Below are 20,989 nucleotides of genomic sequence, written 5' to 3'. Positions count from 1 at the left end.
TCCTCGAACCTGTCGACATTATTTCCGAAACTGCGCTTGGATTCCTTTCGAGGCAAGCCCGCCAGAGAGACCAATGCCAAAATCCGCACCCATTTTTCTAACACGGGAGCAGGCGACTGATCCTACCTTTCGCACGCAATCTGCCATCTTTGGCGCCGTGTTATTTGACAAAAATCTGAAGTTCTCTGTGACGGGAGAAGAAGAGTTGACCGTTCGCTGTCGGGGCGCTCATGATGCGCAACGGCCGCCGTTTTCAAACAAGCGAAGGGGAAGGCTTGATGGAAGGAAGGACGGAGTGACTGCCAAGACCTGCATGTCATATCAGGGGTCTGATCCCGACGCATTGTCCCTTCTATTGTCGACACCTGCCTCGCTGGTGACCGTGGAGCCCCGCAGCAAAAACATCCAATATTCCTGTCAATTTGCCGGCATCAACAAGCTGGCCATCGCCGATTGCCGTTACGAAGGAGAAATCCAGTTCGAGCGGAAGGGTGAAAGCGATAAGCTGCTGGTTTTTCTGCCTTCGGTCGGCGATGCCTACATAGGCCATACCAAATTGGGATCATTCTCGACCCCAGGATGGGGCACAATTGCCGACGGGAAAGTGCAAGAGAGGATGGAAATCGCCGGCCGGCGGCAACACCTCCTTCTTCTGTTGGAGCAAGCTGAGCTCAAGCGGCGCCTCGGCAACATGCTGGAGCGCACCATCTATGCGGACATTGAATTCCATCCGGATCTCGATTTGGAAGGTGGGCCAGGCAAGCTGCTGAGAATGCTTTCAGAGACAACATTCGCTGGCTTGGCGGATGAAAAAGGCTTGCAACAATCGCCGCTTGCTGTTGCGAGTTTGACGGAAGCAATCAGCAATCTGTTGCTCGAAGCTCTCCCTCATAATTTTTCATTGGCACTTGCCGGGCCTGTGAGCATCGCAACGCCCAAACATGTGAAGCGGGCGATCGATCACATGCAGGCTCATCTGGCCGAGCCGATTACGCTGGAGGAGATTGCCGCCGCCGCTCAGACGAGCGTCCGGACATTGCAATGCACGTTTCGGCGGTTTCGCATGACGACGCCCATGGCCTTTCTGCAGGAGCTGCGGATGACAGCGGCTCGTAACGAGCTTCTGATTTCGGTTCCAGGGACTTCGGTTTCCGCCGTGGCGCAAAAATGGGGCCTTATGCATGCGGGCCGTTTTGCGGTTAATTATAAGAAAAGATTTGGTGAATTGCCTTCCGAAACGATCCGCGGATAGCGAAGCTCCTCTCAGGCAAGCTCATCAATGAGCTCGGGCGACCCGATCCTCGCTGTCTCCATCGAAATATCCAGACGAATATGACGCCGTTGTATATGGCAAAATATAATGATAGCGATTGCGGCTTCGTCTGGAGAACATCATGCTCAATATCGGTCGCCTCACTTCCGTTGCGAAAATCGTCATTGCTATCGGTAGTCTATTGTTTTCCACGCCGGCCTGGGCTGATCGGGTCGTGACGGACCAGATTGGCCGGCAGGTACACATTCCGGATACGGTCAACCGTGTCGTTATCCTCCAGCATCAAACGCTCAACATCGCGGTCCAACTCGATGCGATGGACAAGGTGGTCGGTGTTCTCGACGAGTGGAAAAAGCAGCTCGGCGCCAACTATGTGCGGCTTGCTCGGCAACTGCCGAATTTGCCGATGCCGGGTGGCCTGACCAAGGTGAACATCGAGGAACTGCTGAAGCTGAAGCCGGATGTCGTGTTCGTCACCAATTACGCGCCGGCTGACATGGTGAAGCAGATCGAGGATGCCGGCCTTTCCGTCGTCGCAATCTCGCTTCTCGACGTTCCGCCGGAAGAGGCTGCCAAGCTCAATCCGTCCGTCAAGGATGAACCGGCCGCCATCGACTCCGGTTTTGCGACCGGCGTGCGGCTGATTGCCGATGTTCTCGGACGCAAGGACAAGGGCGAGGAGATGATTGCGGTTACCAAAAAGACCCGCAAGCTCGTTGCCGATCGCCTTGCCGATATCCCCGAAGACAAGCGCGTGCCCGTCTATATGGCGAATCCCGATCTCACCACCTATGGCCACGGCAAATATACCGGCCTGATGATGGAGCGCGCCGGTGCCCGCAATGTTGCCAATTCGATCGCCGGCTTCAAACAGGTGACGATGGAAGACGTGCTGACGTGGAATCCGGCCGTCATCTTCGTTCAGGAACGCTATCCGGCCGTCGTGGAAGATATCAAGAAGGCGGCGTCCTGGCAGACAGTCGATGCCGTCAAGAACGGCCAAATCTATCTGATGCCGGAATATGCCAAGGCTTGGGGTTATCCCATGCCGGAAGCCATGGCGCTTGGCGAACTCTGGATGGCGAAGGAGCTCTATCCCGAACGGTTCGCGGATATCGATATGCAGGCCGAGGCGAACGCCTATTATAAAGAATTCTACCGCACCGATTATCGCGCCGCGCAATGAGCGCGGATGCATTTCCCCGGCGCTCGCCGCAAATGATCATCGCTGTGCTGGCGCTTCTGCTGGTGGTCGTTGCTGTCGTTTCGCTCGGGATGGGCCGTTACGATATTCCGTTCTTGCGGGTGGTGGAGATTCTGCAGGCACCACTCTCTGAGCCGGTCGTGCCTGTGACACCGACGGAATCCAATGTCGTGTTCACGGTGCGCATGCCGCGCATCCTGCTGGCGTTGCTGGCCGGCGCAGGCCTTGCGTTGTCGGGGGCGACATTGCAGGGCGTCTACCGTAATCCTCTGGTTGGACCGCAGGTAATGGGTGTTTCCGCCGGTGCTGCTTTCGGCGGAACGCTCGCCATCCTCTTACGCTTCTCGCGCTATGGCCTTCTCGGCTCGGCCTTCGCCTTCGGGCTTTCTGCGCTCGTCATCGTTTATGCCTTGAACGGCATGGTGGCGCGTCGCAACATTCTTGCGCTCGTGCTTGCCGGTGTCGTGGTGAGCGGCTTCTTCGGCGCGCTGGTGAGCCTCGTGCAATATATGGCCGACACCGAAGACAAGCTGCCGGCCATGGTTTTCTGGCTGCTCGGCAGCTTCGCCACCGGCAATTGGGAGAAACTCTCCCTGATGTCGGGGCCGTTCGTAATTGGCGGCCTCCTGTTGCTGGGTTTGCGCTGGCGCATCAACCTGCTGTCGCTTGGTGACGAGGATGCCTACGCTCTCGGCGTCAATGTCGAGCCGCTATGCTGGCTGGTTCTGGTGCTCGTTTCCTGCATTGTTGCGGCGCAGGTCGCGGTCAGCGGTATCATCGGATGGGTGGGTCTTGTCGTGCCGCATATGGCGCGCATGCTCGTTGGCCCGGATCATCGGGTGATGATGCCAGCCTCGCTGATCATCGGCGCGCTCTACCTGTTGATCATCGATACCATCGCGCGGACAGCTACCAGCACCGAAATCCCGTTGGGCATCCTGACCGCGTTGATTGGCACGCCGGTCTTTGCTTTCGTGCTGAGACAGACCCAACGAGGCGCGCGTGGCTTCTGATCCGGTCAAGCTGCGCATTGAGAAGGCCAGCCAATCCTATGATGGCGAGCGCTGGCAGTTCCGCGATCTCGACTTGGCCCTGAGTGCAGGGGAAATCATTGCAATCCTGGGACCGAATGGCCGGGGCAAATCCACGTTGCTGCGCGTGCTGGCCGGACTTCTGAAGCCAACCGCCGGCAAGACGGTGTTGAGCCCGCGCACCGGCTTTGTGCCACAGGAGTTTTCCGGCTCCTTTCCCTATTCGGTGCTGGACGTCGTGCTGATGGGCCGGGCACGCCAAATCGGCCTGTTTCAGACGCCAGGCAAGATCGATGTCGAGAAGGCGATGGAGGTGCTTGTCGCTACTGGCATGGCCGATTATGCGCCGCGCAACATCGATGCGCTTTCCGGCGGTGAGCGTCAGCTCGTGCTGATTGCGCGGGCCTTGGCAGGCGAAAACGCGGTGCTGCTGCTTGACGAACCGGCCTCGGCGCTCGATCTTAAAAACCAGGATGTCGTGCTTTCGCTGGTCGGCACGCTGGCCGATCGAGAAGGATTGGCCATCGCTTTCACCACGCATCAGCCCAACCATGCACTGGCTGTGGCCGACAAGGTCCTGCTCATGCTCGATCAGGCAAGAACCGTCTTCGGCGTCACCGACGAGGTGATGACGGAGGACAATCTCGAAGCGCTCTACGGCATTCCCGTCCGCTCGAGCAAGCTCGATATCGGGCAGCGCATGAAAAGCGCTTTCGTGCCACTCTTCCGGCAAAGGCACAGGAAAGGAAGCCGCTCGTGACAGAGCCCGTTCGTGTCCTGTCTGCCGGCAGCATGCGTCACGCTTTTCCGGCTGTCGTCAGTGCTTTCGAGCAGGTAACGGGTATTGCTGTCTCACTGACGCTTGGGCCTGCCGGGCTGTTGCGTGGGCGGATCGAAGCTGGCGAAGCATTCGATCTCTTCGCCTCCGCCAACATGGCACATCCGCGACGCCTTGCCTCCATCGGCATTGCCGAAGATGCCGTCTGTTTTGCCCGCAACCGGCTCTGCATGCTTGCCCGTGCCGATCTCGGCCTGACGACGGAGAATTTTCTAACCGTCCTTTCTGATCCGAGTGTGAAGATCGGTACGTCGACGCCGGGCGACGATCCCGCTGGTGACTATGCATTCGAGGTTTTCGACCGCATCGAGGCCCGACATCCGGGCAGGGGAGAGGCGATGAAATCCCGAGCGCGCCAACTGGTCGGTGGTCGCAACTCGTCGCCGACACCACCGGGCAAAGGGAGTGGCTATCTGATAACCGATGGCGAGGCCGATCTCATGATCAGCTACTATTCGAATGCGCGCCTGCTAGAGGCCGATCCGGCCTTCAGCGTCGTCGATATCCCCGGCGAATTTCTACCGCTTATCGAATACGGCGTCGCGGTTCGCAAGAATGCGGGCACGGGAGCCAGGCGTCTGCGGGACTTTCTGCTGTCTCCGCGTGGGCAGGAGATTTTGCAGGAAACCGGATTCTCTCCGATCATTTAGCCCGCACCAAATCGTAGCGGCGCGGGCCGGATCGATCATGTGATCGTTCGGTGTGCTCCTGCCTCGCGCATCGGTGCCGGCAGTGTTTCCCAAGCCCGGATCAGTTCGCCGATGGAGGCGGCCTCCATTTTGTGCATGACATTGCTGCGGTGCAGCTTCACCGTCACCTCACTAATACCGAGATCGAAGGCGATCTGCTTGTTGAGGCGTCCGCGTGCCACTTCATAGAGAACCTCGCGTTCCCGCTGCGTCAGCGTCTCAAGGCGTTCGATGTTGCGCCTGGAGATCGCGGTTTGCGCCCGTCGTTCAGCATCCATCACAATGCCGGCAGTTACGGCGTCCAGCAATGTTTGGTCGCGTACCGGTTTGGTGAGAAAATCCACGGCGCCGGCCTTCATCGCCTCGACGGTCATCGGAATATCACCATGCCCGGTCAGGAAGATGATCGGTTTGGGGTTGCCGTTTTCGGCCAAATGACGTTGCAGATGGAGACCGCTCGCGCCCGGCATGCGCACATCGAGGATCAGGCAGCCGGGAGTGTCGAGGATATCGGCATCCAGCAATTCGCGGGTCGAGGCAAAGCTGGTGGGCCGGAAACCTGCCGAGAGGATCAACTCCGACAATGCCTCCCGAACGGCTGCATCATCATCGACAATAATGACGAGCGGCTGATCTTCTTCGCTTCTCCGCTGCGGTGACAATGGCGCCGATTTCCGCGGGAAAGGTTGTTCAACTCTCATCTCACCCTCCATCTCTCGAGTTGTGTAAAGCATTGGCAATGGCCGCAAGCAGGGCCTGGGCATCGAATGGTTTCCGGAAAAATCCGCTAATGCCTTGAGCGCGGCTCTGATCCGCTATCTCGTGGCGACCGGTGATGAGAAATACCGGCAGTTCCGGCCGCAGCTTTCTTACCAGGTCACGAAGTTCAAAGCCGTCAATGCCGGGCATCCCGATGTCGGTAATAAGCACGTCAAGGTTCGCCAGCCCGTTGACGAGCAACGATCCCGCCGACGAATAGCCGCAGGCCTCATAGCCTGCGGATTCCAGAAGATCGCCCACCGATTCCAGCAGTCTTGGATCGTCATCGACGATTGCCACAACATGTCTTGTCTTATCCATATTCAATTTCCTCCCACGCGGCGCGAGTGGGTCACCGGTATTTCCAATCTTTCCGCAATACGCACGAGATCGGCGAGCGATGCCGCCGCCATTTTCTGCATCACGTTCCGTCTATGGATCTGCAGCGTGACTTCGCTGATCCCCAGCTCAGCCGCCGCCTGCTTGTTCAGAAGACCGCTCACGACGAGCGGCAACACCTCGCGCTCCCGTGGTGTCAGTTCGAGATAGCGTTGTTTCAGCGCGCCGAGTTCGGCGCGTTCCGCTCTCTTTTCCCGATCCTGTGCAATCGCCGCGTGGATGGCTGCCATGAGATCCGCATCGCTGAAAGGCTTGGTCAGGAAATCCACGGCGCCGTGCTTGATCGCACGCACAGACGACGGAATGTCGCCATGTCCGGTAATAAAGACGATCGGCGGATGATCGCCCTCGGCGATCTGCCGCTGGAGATCGAGGCCGTTGATGTCAGGCAGCTCGATATCGAGGATGAGGCAGGCAGGGGAATCCGGTTTGTCCGCCCTCACATAGTCGCCGGCCGATCCGAAGGCGATGGCGCGCATGCCGTGCGAGTCCAGCAGGTCGCCAAGAGCCTCCCGAATGCGTTCGTCATCATCCACGATGAAGACAATATGATCATCAATCGTCATTGCGCTGCCTTCATTTCAACCGGCAAGGTGAAGGTGAACGTCGCTCCACGCGGTTCATTCTTCTCCGCCCACAATCGTCCGCCATGCAGCTCGACGATTGAGCGGCAGATCGCCAGCCCCATGCCCATGCCATTTTCTTTTGTCGTGAAGAACGGTTCGAATATCCTCTCGGGAAATTCGATACCCGGACCGCGGTCCCTGATTTCGGTCTGGATCACATCGCCCATATGGCGCACACGGATGCCGATCAGCCTGTCGTCGGAAATCGCGCCCATCGCATCCATGCCATTGCGGATGAGATTGATCAGAACCTGCTGAATCTGAACGCGATCGATTGCAATGAACGGAAGGTCGCTGTCGATCTTCACATCCATCTTGACATGATGCCGCGACGCTTCGTCGGCCATGAGGCTGCGGGCTTCGTTGATGACGCTCGAGAGTGCCGTATGAATTCGCGTGTCTATGGATTGCTTGAACAAGGCACGAATGCGGCTGACGACGTCAGCCGCAGAGTTGGCATCGCGGATGATGCGCTCTACCGTCTTTTCCGCCCGCTCGATATTGGGCGGTTCGGCCATGAGCCAGCGCTGGCAGGCATGCGAGTTTGCCACCACGGCGGCCAAGGGCTGGTTCACCTCATGCGCGATGGAAGCTGAAAGCTCGGCAAGGCTCGCCGCCTGGCTCGCGCGTGCGAGGCCTTCCCGGGCCAATTGCAGCTCTTCCTGGGCGCGAACCTCGCCATCGATATCTATGCAGATGACATTCCACTGCACGATTGCGCCTTCGGGATTGCGCATTGGTGCAGCGCGCGTCTCGATCCAGCGATATTCGCCATCAAACCGCCGTAGGCGATGCCTGCGCGCATAGGGTTCGCCGGTGGATAGGGAATGGGCATAGTTCTCCTTGACGCCCTGGAGATCATCGGGATGAACGCCGGCATCGAGTGTACCGGCCAGCCGGGATTTGCCGCTTCTGTCCAGGTCCTCAAGCTTATATCCGAGGAAGTCACGGAGCTGCGGATTGCGATAGACCGGCTCCCCGTCGGGAGCGGCGCAATCGATCATCGCGGGCAGCGTTTCAACGAGTTGCCAGAGCGAGCGTTCCCGGACGCGCAATTCCTCTTCGATGCGCAGTTGATCATCAATATCATGCGAGAGACCGTACCACTGGACGATTGTTCCGCTCTCATCCCGCAGCGGCTCCGCGCGGCCCGACATCCAGCGATAGACCCCATCCGCGCGACGCAGGCGATAGTTCAGAGAAAAAGTCTCACCGGTGGCGAGCGAGCGGTTGAGCGTCTCCGTCAATCGCGCCGCATCGTCGGGATGGACGAGCGCCGCTATGGTGGCGGCCAGCCCGCTCAGTTCGGGTCCATCGTAAGCCCCGATATTCAAACCGAAGAACTCGATCGTTCGCCTGCTAAAATAAACCGGCTCGCCCGTTGGGTCTAACCGCCAGAGGAGGCTCGGAACCATGTCGACGATCTGCGAGAATTCCCGCTCGCGGTTGCGCAATGCCTCCTCGGCCTTCTTGCGCTCCGTGATATCGATGAAGCCAACCAGGCTCTTGTCGGCGATGGCGCCGGGGCGGGCGGTCGTGAACAGCACGTCGATGGCGCTGCCATCCATTCGGGCCACTTTGGTCTCTTCCTGAAAGACCTCCTCACCGCGATAACGCGCCTCGATGGAGCGGCGTATGGTGGCAATACCCGGCTGCCAATACCGGGTAATCGGACCGTACATCTCTTCGGCATCCTTCGCGCCGAACATGTCGACGATATGCCGGTTGACTTCCTCGACCTCCAGAGCCTCTAGCGCGCGAGGCAGGAATTCGGGATGCTCGTCTATATAGGTTTTGAGCTCCGTCACGCCCTGCGCCCGCAACTCCTTGAACAGGGGTATCAGTTTGCCGGCATCCACCTGGGCCAGCCCGATTGGCATGTAGTGGAACAGGTCTCGGTAGCGGCGTTCGCTTTGCCGCAATGCCTCCTGTGCAGTCACCAGGTCGTCGATGTCGAGGCAGACGCCATACCATTCCACGATCCGGCCCTCCGGATCGCGCAACGGCTCCGCACGCCCCTCGGTCCACCGATAGGTTCCGTCAGACCGATGCTGACGATACGTCATAGCAAACGGGGTACCCGTTTCGAAGGAGTGCGCGAGTGCCTGCTTCACCTCTTGTCTGTCTTCGGTGTAGACATCGGCGAGCGACAGCGATCCATCCGGCGCAACCAAGTCTTCCAAGGTGACGCCGACCGTATCCATCAACCGCTTGTTGATGTATGACGGTGCTCCTTCAGGTGTCGCGCTCCAGATCAGCGCCGGTACGGCGTCGATCAGTTGCCGCAACTGCCGCTCACTTTCGCGCAATACTGCTTGTGCCCGCACTTCGTCGTCGATGTCGATGGAGATTGCGAACCATTGCACGATGGTTCCGCTTTGATCCCGCAGTGGTTCCCAGCGACCGTCAACCCATCGGTAAACGCCATCAGCGCGACGCATACGATATTTCATGGAGTAGGGCTCGCCGGTGGCGAGGGAGCGGTGGACCGTTTCCAGCAGGCGAGGCGAATCCTCGGGATGGACGAGGGTCTTGATGGCTGCCGACAGCCGGCTCATGCCAGGCTTGTCCAATTGCGCCACGTCGTCCAAACCGAAGAAGTCAAGCAAGCGCTTGTTGAAGAAGGTCGGCTCACCTTCGGGCGTCAGACGCCTGATCTGGACGGGCACCATATTCACGAGCTGCGAAAGCTCGTTTTCCCGCTCACGCAACGCCTCCACGCTTTGGCGTAATGTGGCCAACGCGAGCTGATGCTGCCGGGATATGGCGGCGACGATGAGCGCTGAGCATGCCGAGATGGCCAGAAAAAGCTGCAGCATGATCTGGTTGTGCTTCTGCGACCCGGGATCACCGACAAATTGGCCGGCGCCGGTTATCGTGAATAGCGCCGTGATCAGGGCAAGAAGTGTCAGGGTAACAGCGGCGCCTTTGAATTCGAAGCGCACCGCGGCCCAGAGAAGAGGAGGCATGACAATATAGCTGAAGGGCAGGACGCCGCTCAGGGAAAGGGCGGCGAAACCGAGAAAGATCAGCCCCAGGAGGCAAGCTTCCAGCCATCGCGCGGGCGAGAGCCGCGTTTCGCCGCGCCAGTTCTGAAACACGACCAGCGCCAGCGGCGCCACGATCAAAACCCCGGTGGCGTCTCCGATCCACCAGAGCGGCCAGGCCGTCACGAAGGATTGCGACTGCATGTCAAACCACGCAAGTGTCGCACTGCCAATCGTGGCGCTTACGATTGGTGCGATGACAGCGGCAAGCAGGACGAATGCCAGAAGTTCCTGCAAGGTTTCCAGCCGAACGGGGCGTCCGCAGATCCGGTTCACAAGCCATGCTCCGGTCATGGCCTCAAGTGCATTGCCGGCATAGATCAGGAAGGCGGCCGCCAGCGGACTTTGGAACCAGAGGAAATTACTGAGCAGTTCAGCAACACACCCCGCCAGCACCCACCATGGCCAGCTATGCCGGGGGACGAGAATGAGCGTGGCAATGAAAAGACCGCTCGGAGGCCAAATGGAAATGCCTGTTCCAGGGACGATTGCGAGCGATTGAGCAAATCCGCAGCCCAAAGCATAGGCCACGATAAAAAGCCCCAGGTGCAGGAATTGAGGGCGGTGCGACCAGACACGTATCATAGGCAGCTCCTGCAGGGCTAAACGCCTGGGATCGTCAGCGTTTCGAGTGGCTTGCTCTCGGTATCGGGACTGGCGAGCCCATGTCGCACCCTAGTCTCGGGACAGCAGAGCTGCAACTTATGGAAATCCATGTATTGGGGGACACGCGGCGGCTTTGCTGCGCACCCTGACTGCAGATCTGGCGGATCGCGTGTAGAAAACGGCTTGTTCAAACCATGTGACGCTGCCATTTTATTTCAGTGCCGTCGCCAGTCTTATTCGTCTTCCAAGCCGGGTGGGAACTGCGTGTGCAAACTGACGTTCATCCCGGACGAGCGCGTCAACATATGGATACTTCTAGTCAGGGAAAGATTTCCTCGATGATGTTGGAAGACCTGTATCGCTTACTGAAAAGCAGCCATGTCCAAGCACAAGGCGTCGTCGATACGATGACCCAGCCGGTGGTCGTTCTGGATCAGGGTTTTTGCGTGGTGACCGCCAACAACGCCTTTATCCGCACCTTCAAAATCGAGCGCGACGACATCTTTGGGCGCAGCTTCTTTGACCTCGGCAATGGCCAGTGGGACATCGAAGAGCTTCGGCAACTCATCGCTTCGGTCATTCCCAAAGCGTCCGCCGTCATCGGATTTGAGGTGACGCACGATTTTCCTGTGATCGGTCGGCGGACTTTCCTCATCGATGCGCGCCGCCTCGTTCATCCCGATGACAACAGTACCAACATTCTCGTTCTTTTCGATGACGTTACCGAGCGCCAGCGCCACGAGGCCGAGCAAAACTTCATTATCTCTGAAACCCGACACCGAATGAAGAACCTATTCGCAGTCGTGCGCGCGATCGCGATGCAAACAAGTATCGAAGGTCGGACCGCGATCGAGTATCGCGATGCATTTCTGGGGCGGCTGGAGGTCGCCCTACGCGCCCAGGAACTCGTCTCAAACAAAGGAACGACCGATCTTGCGACTCTGCTGAAAAGCTCAGTCGGTGAAATCGGCACGGATCGGCTTCATTTTGAAGGCCCGGCTGTCCAGTTGTCGAGTTCCAAGGTCCTTCCGATCAGCATGATCGTCCATGAACTGACCACCAACGCGACAAAATACGGCGCTCTGTCGGTTCCCGAAGGTGAAATCCATGTGAAGTGGTCGCTTGAAACCGGGTCAAACGATCGAACATACCTGAATTGCGAGTGGCGGGAGGAGAACGGGCCGGTCGTAAGAGCGCCAACACGAAACGGCTACGGCACTGAATTGATCGAAGGCACCGCTGCCCATTTGGGCGGAGAGGCGGAACTTATCTATGGTATTGGTGGTTTGGTCGTAACGATCAAACTCCCGGTGTGAGGATCTGATGTGCGGACCTGCGAGAGAGAGAGAGAGCGTAGAAGACGAGTTCTTCATAGCGATGGACCTAAAGGCCGCGTTGATCAACGAAGGCTTCCGCGTGCTCGGACCCGTCGGCTCCGTCGAGGGTACCATTGATCTGCTGCGAGACGAACTTCCGGATGCAGCCGTCCTCGATGTCAATCTCGGCGATGGAAAGATGACGCCTGTCGCACTTCTGCTGAAGTCGCTAGGCGTGCCGTTCGTCCTGGCAAGCGCGTGCGAAAGATCGGAACTGGCCCAGGATGCAATCCTCGCCAGCGCGGTCAATGTTGGCAAGCCAACTGAGAGGCAACGTCTGCTTGATGCGATCCAGGCTCTTGGCATGTAGAAGACCCTGGGATCGTTAACCCACAACCTTTTCACCCAAGCCAATATCGGGGTCCCGGCCCCTTGCGACCTGCCACATCGGCAGGGTTCGCCAAACTGCACCGGTCGATCGACAGGCAGCCGCAACCGATGCATTCGGTCAGTCCGGACCGCAGACGCTGCAGCTCGCTTATGCGCTCATCGATGCGCTTTGCCCATTCGCCGGATAATTTCGACCAATCCCGGCGCGACGGCACGCGATCGGCCGGCAACTTGGTAAGCTCGGCACTGATCTCCTCAAGCGTCAGCCCGATTCGCTGCGCGAAGGCGATGAAGGCGATCCGGCGCAATACGGACCGGTGATAGCGCCTGTGCCCCGATCCGGCACGCTCGGATGCGATCAAACCGCGCTCCTCGTAGAAACGCAGGGCTGACGAGGCAATGCCGCTGCGGCGCGACACGTCGGTGATGGTAAGCATCGGATCCATGCAAAAAATAAAAACACGAATCCCGCTTGACTTCAAGTTAACTTGAACTTGTAGCAAATGTTCGTAGCCATTGAAGGAGCACCGGCAATGCATACGAATATCGATTTTCAGGGACTTCGGGTGGCAGTCACGGGCGGCACGTCCGGGCTTGGACTGGCGCTTGTGCGGCAGCTTGCCGCGAAGGGCGCGCATGTCGCCTTCGTCGCTCGCACGGCCGCGAATGTGGAGCGTGTCACAGCCGAGACGGGGGCGTATGGCATTGTCGCCGACGTCGGCAAGAAGGACGACATCTACCCCATCGCGATGCAGGTCACGGCCAATCTCGGCGGGCTCGACGTCCTGATCAACAATGCATCCAGCCTCGGTCCTGTCCCTCTGGCGCTTCTGGCCGATACCGATTGCGAAGAGCTGGAGGCGGCGCTTGCGGTCAACCTTGTCGGTGCGTTCCGGCTGACCAAAGCCGTGTTCGGCGCGCTTGCCGCGTCCGCCCGCGAGGGCCGAGGCGCGCTGGTGATCAACATTTCCAGCGATGCGGCGGTCAACGCATATTCCGGCTGGGGCGCCTATGGTGCGAGTAAGGCCGCGCTTGCCCATCTTACGGCGATTTGGGATGAGGAGGCAAAGCCCGACGGCATAAGGCTTCTGGCGCTGGACCCCGGCGATATGGACACCCCGCTTCACGCACTGGCGGTTCCGGACGCCGACCCTTCGACCTTGAAGGCCCCCGAACTTGCGGCAGTGGAGATCATCGAGAAGATGCGCGACGCGTTGTCCGTCCGTACCGGGCTCATGGCCGGAGAGCAAGCATGATTGCCGGCGACTGTTCCGATCGGCGTTCCGCCAGACTGTTGGTCATCGAGGCTGATGGCACGATGCGTGACCTGCCGCGCACCACCCTCGCGGCACTGTTCAATCCCGGCGACCTGGTTGTCGCCAATGACGCGGCGACTTTGCCTGCCAGCTTGTGGGGCACGCATGTCCCGAGCGGCAAGGTAATCGAGGTCCGCCTGGCAGGCTGGCTATCACCTCCCGATCCCACCCGTTTCCTGGCGATTGCCTTCGGTCCGGGCGATCATCGGACGCGCACGGAAGACCGGCTGCTTCCGCCTGCGCTGGCAATCGGCGACCGCCTCCGGCTTGGCCCGCTCGAAGCAGTCGTTGAGTGTCTCCGCGACCATCCGCGACTTCTTGAATTGCGCTTTCTCGATAACCGCGCAGCGATGTTTGCAGGATTGGCGCAGCACGGCCGGCCGATCCAATATGCGCATGTTCCCGAACGCCTGGCGCTGTGGGATGTCTGGACGAAGATTGCCGCCCGCCCGTTCGCGTTCGAGGCGCCGTCGGCAGGCTTTGCGCTTGACTGGTGCACGCTTCAGGCTTGGCGTCGGCGCGGCATCGAGTTCGCAGCACTCACACATGCCGCAGGCATTTCCTCCACCGGCGATCCCGCGCTTGACGCGCGCCTTCCCTTCGACGAGCCATACCGCATCCACGAATGCACTGTCGCACTGATCGCACGAGCGAAGCTCCGCGGCAGCCGCGTCGTCGCGATCGGTACGAGCGTCGTGCGCGCACTCGAGGCGGCCGCCAATCCCGATGGCAGCGTTCTCGCCGGAGAGGGCATTGCGAGCGGGCGCATCGCGCGGGACACGGCGCTGCATGTGGTGGATACGGTTCTGACAGGCGTCCACCAGCCCGGTGAAAGCCATTTCGAACTCCTGCGCGCCTTCGCCGACGATGCCCTCCTCGCCCAGGCCTCCGCGGCGCTCACCGCAGGCAGTTATCGCACGCATGAATTCGGCGATTCCGTGCTGTATAATTTGCCGACTGCTGCCACTACCGCCATTGCCGGCGCAAGCAGAGTGTGACTGAAGTACTCAAAACGAAGTCCGCGAGGATCCCCTGATCTTCGCGGCATCCCCACGCTCAAGGGTCTGCTTCCTGCATGATGATATTCACCGCCAGAACCGCTTCGCGTCGAGTACGTCGTCAAGCGAATCCTGCGCATCCTCTATCAAAGCATCCTTGTCCATATGGGAGAGAACGCTGTCCGAAGCGGGATGATCTGTCAGGCCATGCTTACGCAGAACGTCAGGTCCGGTTGCAAGATCGTTCAGCGATCCGAGATGGTCCTGAAGCTTCTCCATCGCGCCGATAAAGCGTCGGTGGCGACGGATAGCGCGTTTGTCGTCGAACAGCGATTGGAAAAACTCGGCCGCGTAGCGCAACTTCTTCGCATCCTTGCGAGCCTCGTGGCGTTGCTGATCGTCGACCTTCGCGAGCGCCTGCCCGTGTTTCTTCAGCTTCTTGCGCATCCGGTTGAGCGCCATTTCGCCAAACTCCGATGCTTGAAGCTCCAGAACGTCGTCAGTCTCGGGATGCGAAAGATAGTCGCCGCACCGAAGCCACTCGTTAAAGTCCAGCATGAGCGCGCGGGCACGACTGGAATCCAATACATTAGCCACTTCGTCGTAAGCGGCCTCGCGGGCGTCCTTCAGCCGGCCCCGCAGGTCTGGGTCCGCCGCCTTGGCTAGCAGCACGTCCAGATTGCGCGCCTCTCCAAGGACACTGGCCAGCCAGCGAAGCTCATCCTTCAGCCGCTGCGGCTCGTCACCGGGAAGCAAGGGCTTGAAGAGCGAGAAGGCCGAGCGCAGGCGACGCAGCGCCACACGGGCCTGGTGCAGCGCTTCGGCATTTCTCTGCCGCAGCAGAACGTCCTCGTTCATACGAAACTGCCGGAAGCACGAGGCGGCAATCGTTTGAAAGGCATCGGATGCGGGCATATCCTGATCGAGATCGAGAGGTTCGGCCTTGAATGCGGACTTCTGCTGCTCGATCAGGGCGAAGCCCTTCTCCGCCTTGGAACGAACGCCAAAACGAATAGGAGCGACCGCTTCGATTTTGCGCGCGAATACGAATAGGTCCTTCTGGTTGCCGCCCTTTAGCTCAAGCTCGGCTTCCCGCACGGCGGAGTTTCGCTCACCGGAAACGACCGATCCCTGGTCGATCACCACCTCGATCCGCGAGCCATTTTCCTCGACGGTCCAAAGGCGCCTCTCGATTTCCACGTTGAAGGCGGGCAGCAGGGTGAGTTCATCGCCGAATTCGGTCTTCAGCGGACTGGAATTGTCGACGATCGGCTGGTCGCCTTCGATGGGCGTTTCCCATTCCGATCGGGCAAAGAGAGACTGGCCGCGGCCCACCGTTTTCACGGTCTGGACATGGACATCGCCGGTCCGACGGACGCGAAGGGTGAAGCCATTCTGAAGGAGCTTGTGGTCGTCGGTGTCGAAATAGGTTGAGGTCTGTTTCAACACCTTGTCGGGGTTGGCGAGTGGATTGAACCCCAGTAACCGCCGCGCGGCTTTCGTGGAAAGTTCAAGCTTCAATTCGACTTCGGACGACATGGAAGATCCCCGGCATATTTACTACCCCATAAGAACCTATAACGCTTCAAGCGTTAATTGGTTCAGCCAAGTCAGCCCTTTGCAGCGGCATGATGATGTCGGTGATATGGTTGTTCGATGAAGCCGTTTCGCGCTTCTGCGCGCCTTTGCCGACGACAATGCGGTAAGTCGTCGCTTTCAATTAAAATGGAAGAGCGGCGCTTTGTCAGCGCCGCCCAGGTCGTGATTACAACGACGCTTCGATCTTCTTGGCGGCCTCGGGCGACACCCACTTCGACCAAATGTCCTTGTTTTCTTTCAGGAAGTGCTTCGCACCATCTTCGCCGTTGGCTTGATCGCGTCGAGGCCGGCGGACGAGCCTGTATCCACGAGGGTGAAGTGGTCCTTCTCCGCGCCATAAGCTTTGGAGAGTTGAGCCGTGACGACCGTAGCTCCCCAGCCCTGAGGACCGTTATAGATGGCGCCCTTGCTGCTATCTTCCGGATCGGGGAAAAGTTCGGGATGCTTAAGCGCATCCGGAATCGTTTTTATGTCGGGATGAGCATCAGCAACATACTTCGGGATCCACCAGCCGTTGACGCCGCCGCCCGGCAGAGCATTGGCGGCGACGACCAGCTTTTTCTCGTCGATGCCCTTCTTGACTACGTCCGGCAGAAGGTCGATCCAGGCTTCCGGTGCTATGTCGGGTTGCCCCTTTTCGGCCATCGAAGTGATTGTCGGCACGGTGTCGCCGGTCGTGATCTCGGCTTGGCAGCCATATCCTTCATTGAGGATGATCTTGTCGAGGTTCGATAAAACCTCCGCGCTCTGCCAATTCATGCTTGCGATCGTCAAGGTGCCGCACTCAGCGGCGTTGGCGACCGACGCGCCGGCGAACGGGCCGAGCGCGAGGCAGGTTGATGCAAGTAACGGTTTCATTTCTGTTCCCTTTGGCGGCGCGTCGTCTACGAAGCTGGGTCGCCGCATGGGACAGCCTCGCCTATATCATGTGCGCCGAGGGCGCAGAGGAAATCCCCTTCCTATTCGGCCCCAGCGCTCCATTCTCGGTAGGCCAGATGGAGCCTTGCGCCGATCGTGGTCAGCGGCTGTGGCGGCAGGGACGTCGGAGCAGCGAGTTGGCGATAGACGGGGCCAAGTTCGGACTCGTGCCCCACGGCAAGCTCTGCAGCAGCGATACCGGCCGCGGTGGAATTGGAGGCTCCGAGGCCGTTGCAGCCGCATGCTGCGAAGACATTGCGCTCGATTTCCCCGAAGGCTGGGACATGATTGCGCGTGAGCGCCATCGCGCCGCCCCACCGGTATAGCATTCCGACGTCGCCTAACGCCGGGAAACGATGGGTAAACTTCCCATCGTGCAGCCGTCCGGCTCTGCGAATTGCGGTGTCACTGACTTCGATGCCCGGATTGTAGCTATAGCGCGACCGCACCAGGATTCGGTCACCAAGGCGCCTTACGCGCCCAGCGATGCCGGTGGAAGCACTACCACCGGCATAAGATTCTGGAGTGGTTTCAAGCCAGAAAACACACGGGCGCGCCGACACTCGTGGTGCTTGCTGCGATGCCAACGTCGCCCGGGCGACTGATTTACCGCTCAATGACAAGATCGCTCAGAGGCTTGGAACAGCAGGGAAGAAACATTCCCGCGTCGATTTCGCGCTGGCGGATGCCACCATTGTGTTTCATATCCACCGAGCCGGAGACCAGCTTTGACTTGCAGGTTCCGCAGACGCCATTGGCGCAGGACGAGGGAATCCTCAAGCCGGCCTTCTTGGCACAGCTCAGGACCGTCTGCTCGTTGGTCACCTCGATCTTGCGCGCCTGCTTTGAGAACTCGACCTGATATACCTTTCCAACGGGTACTTCCGGAGCGGCGATCTCGCTCTCGTCGATAATAGCGGCGTCGAAGCTCTCTTCGATATAGCTCGACGAGGGCACCCCGAGATCAGCAGCGATCGTGCGGGCTGCGGCCATGAAGGGCGCGGGGCCGCAGCACATTACGGTCCGCTCGGCGATATCAGGAACCGCAAGCTTCATGAATTCGGCGGAAATCCGGCCCGTCAGGCCGGGCCAAGACGGTTCACCGGTCACGACCTCGGGTAGGAAATGCAGCCTGACGGTCTTCATCCTTCCGGCGAGATTCGAAAGCTCGTCGCGAAAGATGAGATCTCGCGGGGAGCGGGCCGCGTGCATGAAAACGATGTCAACGGGGCGGTATGTATCGCCGAAGTCCCGGAGAATGGACATGACCGGGGTGATGCCCGAGCCGCCGGAGAGCAGCACGAACTTGCTGGCCGTGTTGGGTCGAACGAAGTGGCCGAGCGGCCCCTGCGCCTTGACGGCCGCTCCGACGGCCATGTGGTCGTGAAGCCAGTTCGAGACCCGCCCGTTTGCAACCCGCTTCACCGTCACGGTGAAAGCGTTTGTCCGCTGCGGCGAGGACGAGATGCTGTAACAGCGGCTTTCGGTGTCCGCTCCGACGGCGAAGTCGAAAAGAAAGTATTGGCCTGCCTGGAAGGCGAAATGTTTTCCCTGGGGGGACGCAAACGTGAAGCTCTTCACGTCATGCGTCTCCTGATGAACGTCTATGCACACGAGGGTGTCATCGCGTTCGCTATCCCAGAACTCCGCCCTCTGCGGAGCCAACGAAGTCTGCATCGCATTAGTATCCATGGGCGCGCATCCGGTCGATGTACCACGTTGCGAACTTGTCGAGGGTGGTCTCTGCGAAGCGCGAGTAGGGACCGGGAAGGTAGGCCGGATCGAGAGCGCCGGCATGCGCCCTGGCAACGAGTTCGGCGTCCTGGTCGGTCGTCGCGACCCAGACGTCAGTCAGCTTCTGCAGATCGTAGTCCACGCCCTCGACGGCATCCTTGTGGACCAGCCACTTGGTGCGAACCAGCGTCTTCCCGGCTGAAAGCGGAATGACGATCGCCACGACGGCGTGGTCGCCCATGAAGTGATTCCAGCTATTGTGACCCCAAAGATGGGTGTCGCCGAGGTCCTTCCGCGTGATGTTGCCGAGCAGTTTCGAGGAGGCAGCCGTTGCATCGGGCGTCTGGGATTCACCAGCGCCGGCAATGATGAGGCGCTGGGTCCTGAAGTTTGTCTCGCAGTCCACGAGCTGCTCGACGGCGGCAGATGGGAAACCGTCTGCCTCCCAGCTTTTGGTACGCTCGGCATAGAGCGCTTCGTGTTCCCTGGCCTCTTCCAGATCTTCTGGGCTCAGCCCTTCCGGATCGAAGCCGAAGTCGAGATCGACGAAGGATACGCACAGTTCCGGATGGTTGGCGGAGCAGTGATAGCATTCGCGATTGTTTTCAATCGTGAGCTTCCAGTTCCCGTCCTCGATGACGTCGGCCTGATGGGCCACCTTGGCATTGCGGATATCGTAGGGAGCCAGGCGCTCCGTCATGACCTGCTCAAGGCGGTCGATGTCCTCGGGAGGATTGTCGGAAAGGCAGGCGTAGATCAATCCGCCGATCGACTTGAAGTTCACCGGGCGGAGGCTCTTGCAGCTTTTGTCGAAGTCAGAGCCCATGTGAGGCGCATATGTCAGTTCGCCGTCAAGCTCGTAGGTCCATTGATGATAGGGACAGACCAGCTTCGAAATGACGGTCGATCCCGCGTTCAGGATGCGGGCGCCGCGATGGCGGCAGACGTTGTGAACGACGCGGATCTGATTGTCATCGTCACGCAAAATGATCAGGCTGCTGTTTCCAATGTCGACAACCGTGGCATCGCCCGGTTCCGGCACGTCGCAGTCGAGGCCGATGCATATCCAATGCTTCCTGAAAAAGACGTCGATGTCAGCCTGGAAGACATCGTCTCGGATGTAGAGTCCAGCGGGAAGCGAATAACCGTCGGCTCGGCTGTCGAGCAGCGAGGAAATCGGCGAAGCGAATGTCTGTAGCATGATCTTACCTTATGCGTTGGATGCGCAATTCTTCGCCGAACCGATCGGTCGTTCAACGGCATAAATTTGCAGCCTTCGCATAATCTGTAGTAATGTCATATCAGGCGATGGGAACGTCGCTGTTAGAAGGGTTGGCACATATGAATATTCGCAGAAAGCTCCCGCCGCTGGCGGCGCTTACCGCCTTTGAGGCCGCGGCACGGGTCCGGAGCTTTACGAAAGCGGCCGCGGAACTGGGCGTGACGCAAGCCGCGGTCAGCCGACAAATCCATTTGATGGAAGAAACGCTCGGATTTCCGCTTTTCCGGCGTCTGCACCGAAGCATCGAGCTGACCGACAAAGGGCAGGTGCTGTCGACCGCGGCGACGTCAGCGTTCAATCTCATGGCCGATACCATCGGCGAACTGACGAGAGAGGAGGACGAGGGAGCGTTGTCCATTTCGGCAACGGTGTCGATCTCGCACTTCTGGCTCATGCCAAAGATCGCGTCCTTCTCGCGCCTTCACCCGGACAGCCGGCTGAGGATCGTCTCCCAGGACGACACTGCGGGGCCCGGGGGAAGCGATCTTGCCATAAGATATGGAAATGGGGTGTGGTCGGATGGCAAAGCCGAATATCTCTTCGACGACGAATTGTTTCCGGTCTGCAGTCCGGAGTACGCCGCGAAACTGGGCAGCGCTCCGGCTCTGGAGGACATCGCACGGCAGTCGCTCATCAGCTACGACAGCAAGAATCCAAGCTGGATCGGCTGGGAAGAATGGCTCGCGGCCTTCTCGATCAAGCTGGCGAAGGCCCCTTCGGGCCTCCGCACGAGCTTCTATACCGAAGCCGTGTATGCAGCGCTCAGCGGCCAGGGAATTGCTCTGGGATGGAAGCGGCTCGTGCAAAATCTCCTGGATACCAAGTCTTTGATCCGGCTGACGGAGCAGTCCGTCGTCCCAAGGGATGGATATTTTCTAATCGTGCCGCCAAGAAGCGCGAACAACGCAAAGGCCTTGCAATTCATCGACTGGCTCAAGGCGGAGGCTGCTGACTAGGGGCGGGG

At 59.4% G+C, this 20,989-nt stretch carries 18 protein-coding genes and 2 pseudogenes; 10 read left to right on the top strand and 10 right to left on the bottom strand.

Annotated features, from left to right (window positions below; translation table 11 throughout):
- Nucleotides 1-73: 73 nt before the first annotated feature.
- The 5 genes from QD357_RS14725 to QD357_RS14705 all read left to right on the top strand — a co-directional run bounded on the left by QD357_RS14725 (nt 74) and on the right by QD357_RS14705 (nt 4,996).
- On the top strand, nt 74-1,252 hold the full coding sequence (locus tag QD357_RS14725) for a helix-turn-helix domain-containing protein (protein ID WP_183938511.1): 1,179 nt from the start codon (nt 74-76) through the stop codon (nt 1,250-1,252).
- Nucleotides 1,253-1,394: 142 nt separating this feature from the next.
- The gene (locus QD357_RS14720; protein ID WP_414124489.1) at nt 1,395-2,459 is read left to right on the top strand and encodes an ABC transporter substrate-binding protein; all 1,065 of its coding nucleotides are present in this window, start codon (nt 1,395-1,397) and stop codon (nt 2,457-2,459) included.
- Entirely contained in the window at nt 2,456-3,490 is a 1,035-nt protein-coding gene (locus QD357_RS14715; protein WP_414124488.1) for a FecCD family ABC transporter permease, read from the top strand. Before QD357_RS14720 ends, QD357_RS14715 begins: the two co-directional genes overlap by 4 nt.
- Nucleotides 3,480-4,268, top strand: coding sequence for an ABC transporter ATP-binding protein (locus QD357_RS14710; protein ID WP_414124487.1), 789 nt, complete (start codon nt 3,480-3,482; stop codon nt 4,266-4,268). Before QD357_RS14715 ends, QD357_RS14710 begins: the two co-directional genes overlap by 11 nt.
- Complete coding sequence (locus QD357_RS14705) at nt 4,265-4,996, top strand: molybdate ABC transporter substrate-binding protein (protein WP_414124486.1); 732 nt, start codon at nt 4,265-4,267, stop codon at nt 4,994-4,996. The genes QD357_RS14710 and QD357_RS14705 overlap by 4 nt, the downstream gene beginning before the upstream one ends.
- A 35-nt stretch (nt 4,997-5,031) precedes the next feature.
- Here the strand turns inward: QD357_RS14705 and QD357_RS14700 are convergent, their stop codons facing one another.
- From QD357_RS14700 to QD357_RS14685, 4 genes are read right to left on the bottom strand one after another with little or no spacing between them, the layout of a single operon-like run.
- Entirely contained in the window at nt 5,032-5,736 is a 705-nt protein-coding gene (locus QD357_RS14700) for a response regulator transcription factor (RefSeq protein WP_183938516.1), read from the bottom strand.
- A gap of 1 nt (nt 5,737) precedes the next feature.
- Nucleotides 5,738-6,115, bottom strand: coding sequence for a response regulator (locus tag QD357_RS14695; RefSeq protein ID WP_183938517.1), 378 nt, complete (start codon nt 6,113-6,115; stop codon nt 5,738-5,740).
- Between the two features lie 2 nt (nt 6,116-6,117).
- On the bottom strand, nt 6,118-6,759 hold the full coding sequence (locus QD357_RS14690) for a response regulator transcription factor (protein ID WP_183938518.1): 642 nt from the start codon (nt 6,757-6,759) through the stop codon (nt 6,118-6,120).
- Complete coding sequence (locus QD357_RS14685) at nt 6,756-10,451, bottom strand: PAS domain-containing protein (RefSeq protein WP_414124485.1); 3,696 nt, start codon at nt 10,449-10,451, stop codon at nt 6,756-6,758. Before QD357_RS14685 ends, QD357_RS14690 begins: the two co-directional genes overlap by 4 nt.
- A gap of 359 nt (nt 10,452-10,810) precedes the next feature.
- Here QD357_RS14685 and QD357_RS14680 point away from each other — a divergent pair, with 359 nt between their 5' ends.
- Both QD357_RS14680 and QD357_RS14675 read left to right on the top strand, forming a co-directional pair.
- On the top strand, nt 10,811-11,788 hold the full coding sequence (locus tag QD357_RS14680; protein WP_414124594.1) for an HWE histidine kinase domain-containing protein: 978 nt from the start codon (nt 10,811-10,813) through the stop codon (nt 11,786-11,788).
- Nucleotides 11,789-11,849: 61 nt separating this feature from the next.
- A complete protein-coding gene (locus tag QD357_RS14675) occupies nt 11,850-12,158 on the top strand; it encodes a hypothetical protein (protein ID WP_414124482.1) in 309 nt (102 codons plus the stop codon).
- Nucleotides 12,159-12,189: 31 nt separating this feature from the next.
- Here the strand turns inward: QD357_RS14675 and soxR are convergent, their stop codons facing one another.
- Nucleotides 12,190-12,624: a redox-sensitive transcriptional activator SoxR gene (soxR, locus tag QD357_RS14670; protein WP_183938520.1), complete on the bottom strand. Its 435-nt coding sequence runs from the start codon at nt 12,622-12,624 to the stop codon at nt 12,190-12,192.
- 87 nt (nt 12,625-12,711) lie between these two features.
- Here soxR and QD357_RS14665 point away from each other — a divergent pair, with 87 nt between their 5' ends.
- On the top strand, nt 12,712-13,434 hold the full coding sequence (locus QD357_RS14665) for an SDR family NAD(P)-dependent oxidoreductase (protein ID WP_414124481.1): 723 nt from the start codon (nt 12,712-12,714) through the stop codon (nt 13,432-13,434).
- Nucleotides 13,431-14,492: an S-adenosylmethionine:tRNA ribosyltransferase-isomerase gene (locus tag QD357_RS14660; RefSeq protein ID WP_183938522.1), complete on the top strand. Its 1,062-nt coding sequence runs from the start codon at nt 13,431-13,433 to the stop codon at nt 14,490-14,492. Before QD357_RS14665 ends, QD357_RS14660 begins: the two co-directional genes overlap by 4 nt.
- 87 nt (nt 14,493-14,579) lie before the next feature.
- Here the strand turns inward: QD357_RS14660 and QD357_RS14655 are convergent, their stop codons facing one another.
- From QD357_RS14655 to QD357_RS14635, 5 genes and pseudogenes are all read right to left on the bottom strand, one after another.
- Nucleotides 14,580-16,031 (bottom strand): CHAD domain-containing protein, encoded by a 1,452-nt coding sequence (locus QD357_RS14655; RefSeq protein WP_414124480.1) that lies wholly within the window; start codon nt 16,029-16,031, stop codon nt 14,580-14,582.
- Nucleotides 16,032-16,257: 226 nt separating this feature from the next.
- Nucleotides 16,258-16,949, bottom strand: a pseudogene (locus tag QD357_RS14650) (glycine betaine ABC transporter substrate-binding protein).
- Nucleotides 16,950-17,050: 101 nt separating this feature from the next.
- Nucleotides 17,051-17,473, bottom strand: a pseudogene (locus QD357_RS14645) (FAD-dependent oxidoreductase); the annotation flags it as partial.
- 142 nt (nt 17,474-17,615) lie between these two features.
- Complete coding sequence (locus tag QD357_RS14640) at nt 17,616-18,701, bottom strand: FAD-binding oxidoreductase (RefSeq protein WP_414124479.1); 1,086 nt, start codon at nt 18,699-18,701, stop codon at nt 17,616-17,618.
- Nucleotides 18,691-19,944: an aromatic ring-hydroxylating oxygenase subunit alpha gene (locus tag QD357_RS14635; RefSeq protein ID WP_414124478.1), complete on the bottom strand. Its 1,254-nt coding sequence runs from the start codon at nt 19,942-19,944 to the stop codon at nt 18,691-18,693. The genes QD357_RS14640 and QD357_RS14635 overlap by 11 nt, the downstream gene beginning before the upstream one ends.
- Nucleotides 19,945-20,036: 92 nt before the next feature.
- On the opposite strand from QD357_RS14635, the gene QD357_RS14630 reads away from it, so the two are divergent.
- Complete coding sequence (locus tag QD357_RS14630; RefSeq protein ID WP_414124477.1) at nt 20,037-20,981, top strand: LysR substrate-binding domain-containing protein; 945 nt, start codon at nt 20,037-20,039, stop codon at nt 20,979-20,981.
- Nucleotides 20,982-20,989: the final 8 nt, after the last annotated feature.

It is taken from the genome of Rhizobium sp. BR 317 (assembly GCF_047445835.1).
In the GTDB taxonomy this organism is placed as follows: Bacteria; Pseudomonadota; Alphaproteobacteria; order Rhizobiales; family Rhizobiaceae; genus Rhizobium; species Rhizobium paranaense.
Note: the sequence above shows the minus strand (reverse complement) of the source record. Positions and strands in the feature narration are given on the sequence as shown.

What these genes read in the sequence shown, in the direction of transcription:
- QD357_RS14640 (WP_414124479.1), bottom strand. Translation starts at nt 18,701, where the DNA reads ATGGATACTAATGCGATGCAGACTTCGTTGGCTCCGCAGAGGGCGGAG.
- soxR (WP_183938520.1), bottom strand. Translation starts at nt 12,624, where the DNA reads ATGGATCCGATGCTTACCATCACCGACGTGTCGCGCCGCAGCGGCATT.
- QD357_RS14725 (WP_183938511.1), top strand. Translation starts at nt 74, where the DNA reads ATGCCAAAATCCGCACCCATTTTTCTAACACGGGAGCAGGCGACTGAT.
- QD357_RS14665 (WP_414124481.1), top strand. Translation starts at nt 12,712, where the DNA reads ATGCATACGAATATCGATTTTCAGGGACTTCGGGTGGCAGTCACGGGC.
- QD357_RS14635 (WP_414124478.1), bottom strand. Translation starts at nt 19,944, where the DNA reads ATGCTACAGACATTCGCTTCGCCGATTTCCTCGCTGCTCGACAGCCGA.
- QD357_RS14695 (WP_183938517.1), bottom strand. Translation starts at nt 6,115, where the DNA reads ATGGATAAGACAAGACATGTTGTGGCAATCGTCGATGACGATCCAAGA.
- QD357_RS14690 (WP_183938518.1), bottom strand. Translation starts at nt 6,759, where the DNA reads ATGACGATTGATGATCATATTGTCTTCATCGTGGATGATGACGAACGC.
- QD357_RS14680 (WP_414124594.1), top strand. Translation starts at nt 10,811, where the DNA reads ATGATGTTGGAAGACCTGTATCGCTTACTGAAAAGCAGCCATGTCCAA.
- QD357_RS14700 (WP_183938516.1), bottom strand. Translation starts at nt 5,736, where the DNA reads ATGAGAGTTGAACAACCTTTCCCGCGGAAATCGGCGCCATTGTCACCG.
- QD357_RS14660 (WP_183938522.1), top strand. Translation starts at nt 13,431, where the DNA reads ATGATTGCCGGCGACTGTTCCGATCGGCGTTCCGCCAGACTGTTGGTC.
- QD357_RS14630 (WP_414124477.1), top strand. Translation starts at nt 20,037, where the DNA reads ATGTCATATCAGGCGATGGGAACGTCGCTGTTAGAAGGGTTGGCACAT.
- QD357_RS14715 (WP_414124488.1), top strand. Translation starts at nt 2,456, where the DNA reads ATGAGCGCGGATGCATTTCCCCGGCGCTCGCCGCAAATGATCATCGCT.
- QD357_RS14685 (WP_414124485.1), bottom strand. Translation starts at nt 10,451, where the DNA reads ATGATACGTGTCTGGTCGCACCGCCCTCAATTCCTGCACCTGGGGCTT.
- QD357_RS14720 (WP_414124489.1), top strand. Translation starts at nt 1,395, where the DNA reads ATGCTCAATATCGGTCGCCTCACTTCCGTTGCGAAAATCGTCATTGCT.
- QD357_RS14675 (WP_414124482.1), top strand. Translation starts at nt 11,850, where the DNA reads ATGGACCTAAAGGCCGCGTTGATCAACGAAGGCTTCCGCGTGCTCGGA.
- QD357_RS14655 (WP_414124480.1), bottom strand. Translation starts at nt 16,031, where the DNA reads ATGTCGTCCGAAGTCGAATTGAAGCTTGAACTTTCCACGAAAGCCGCG.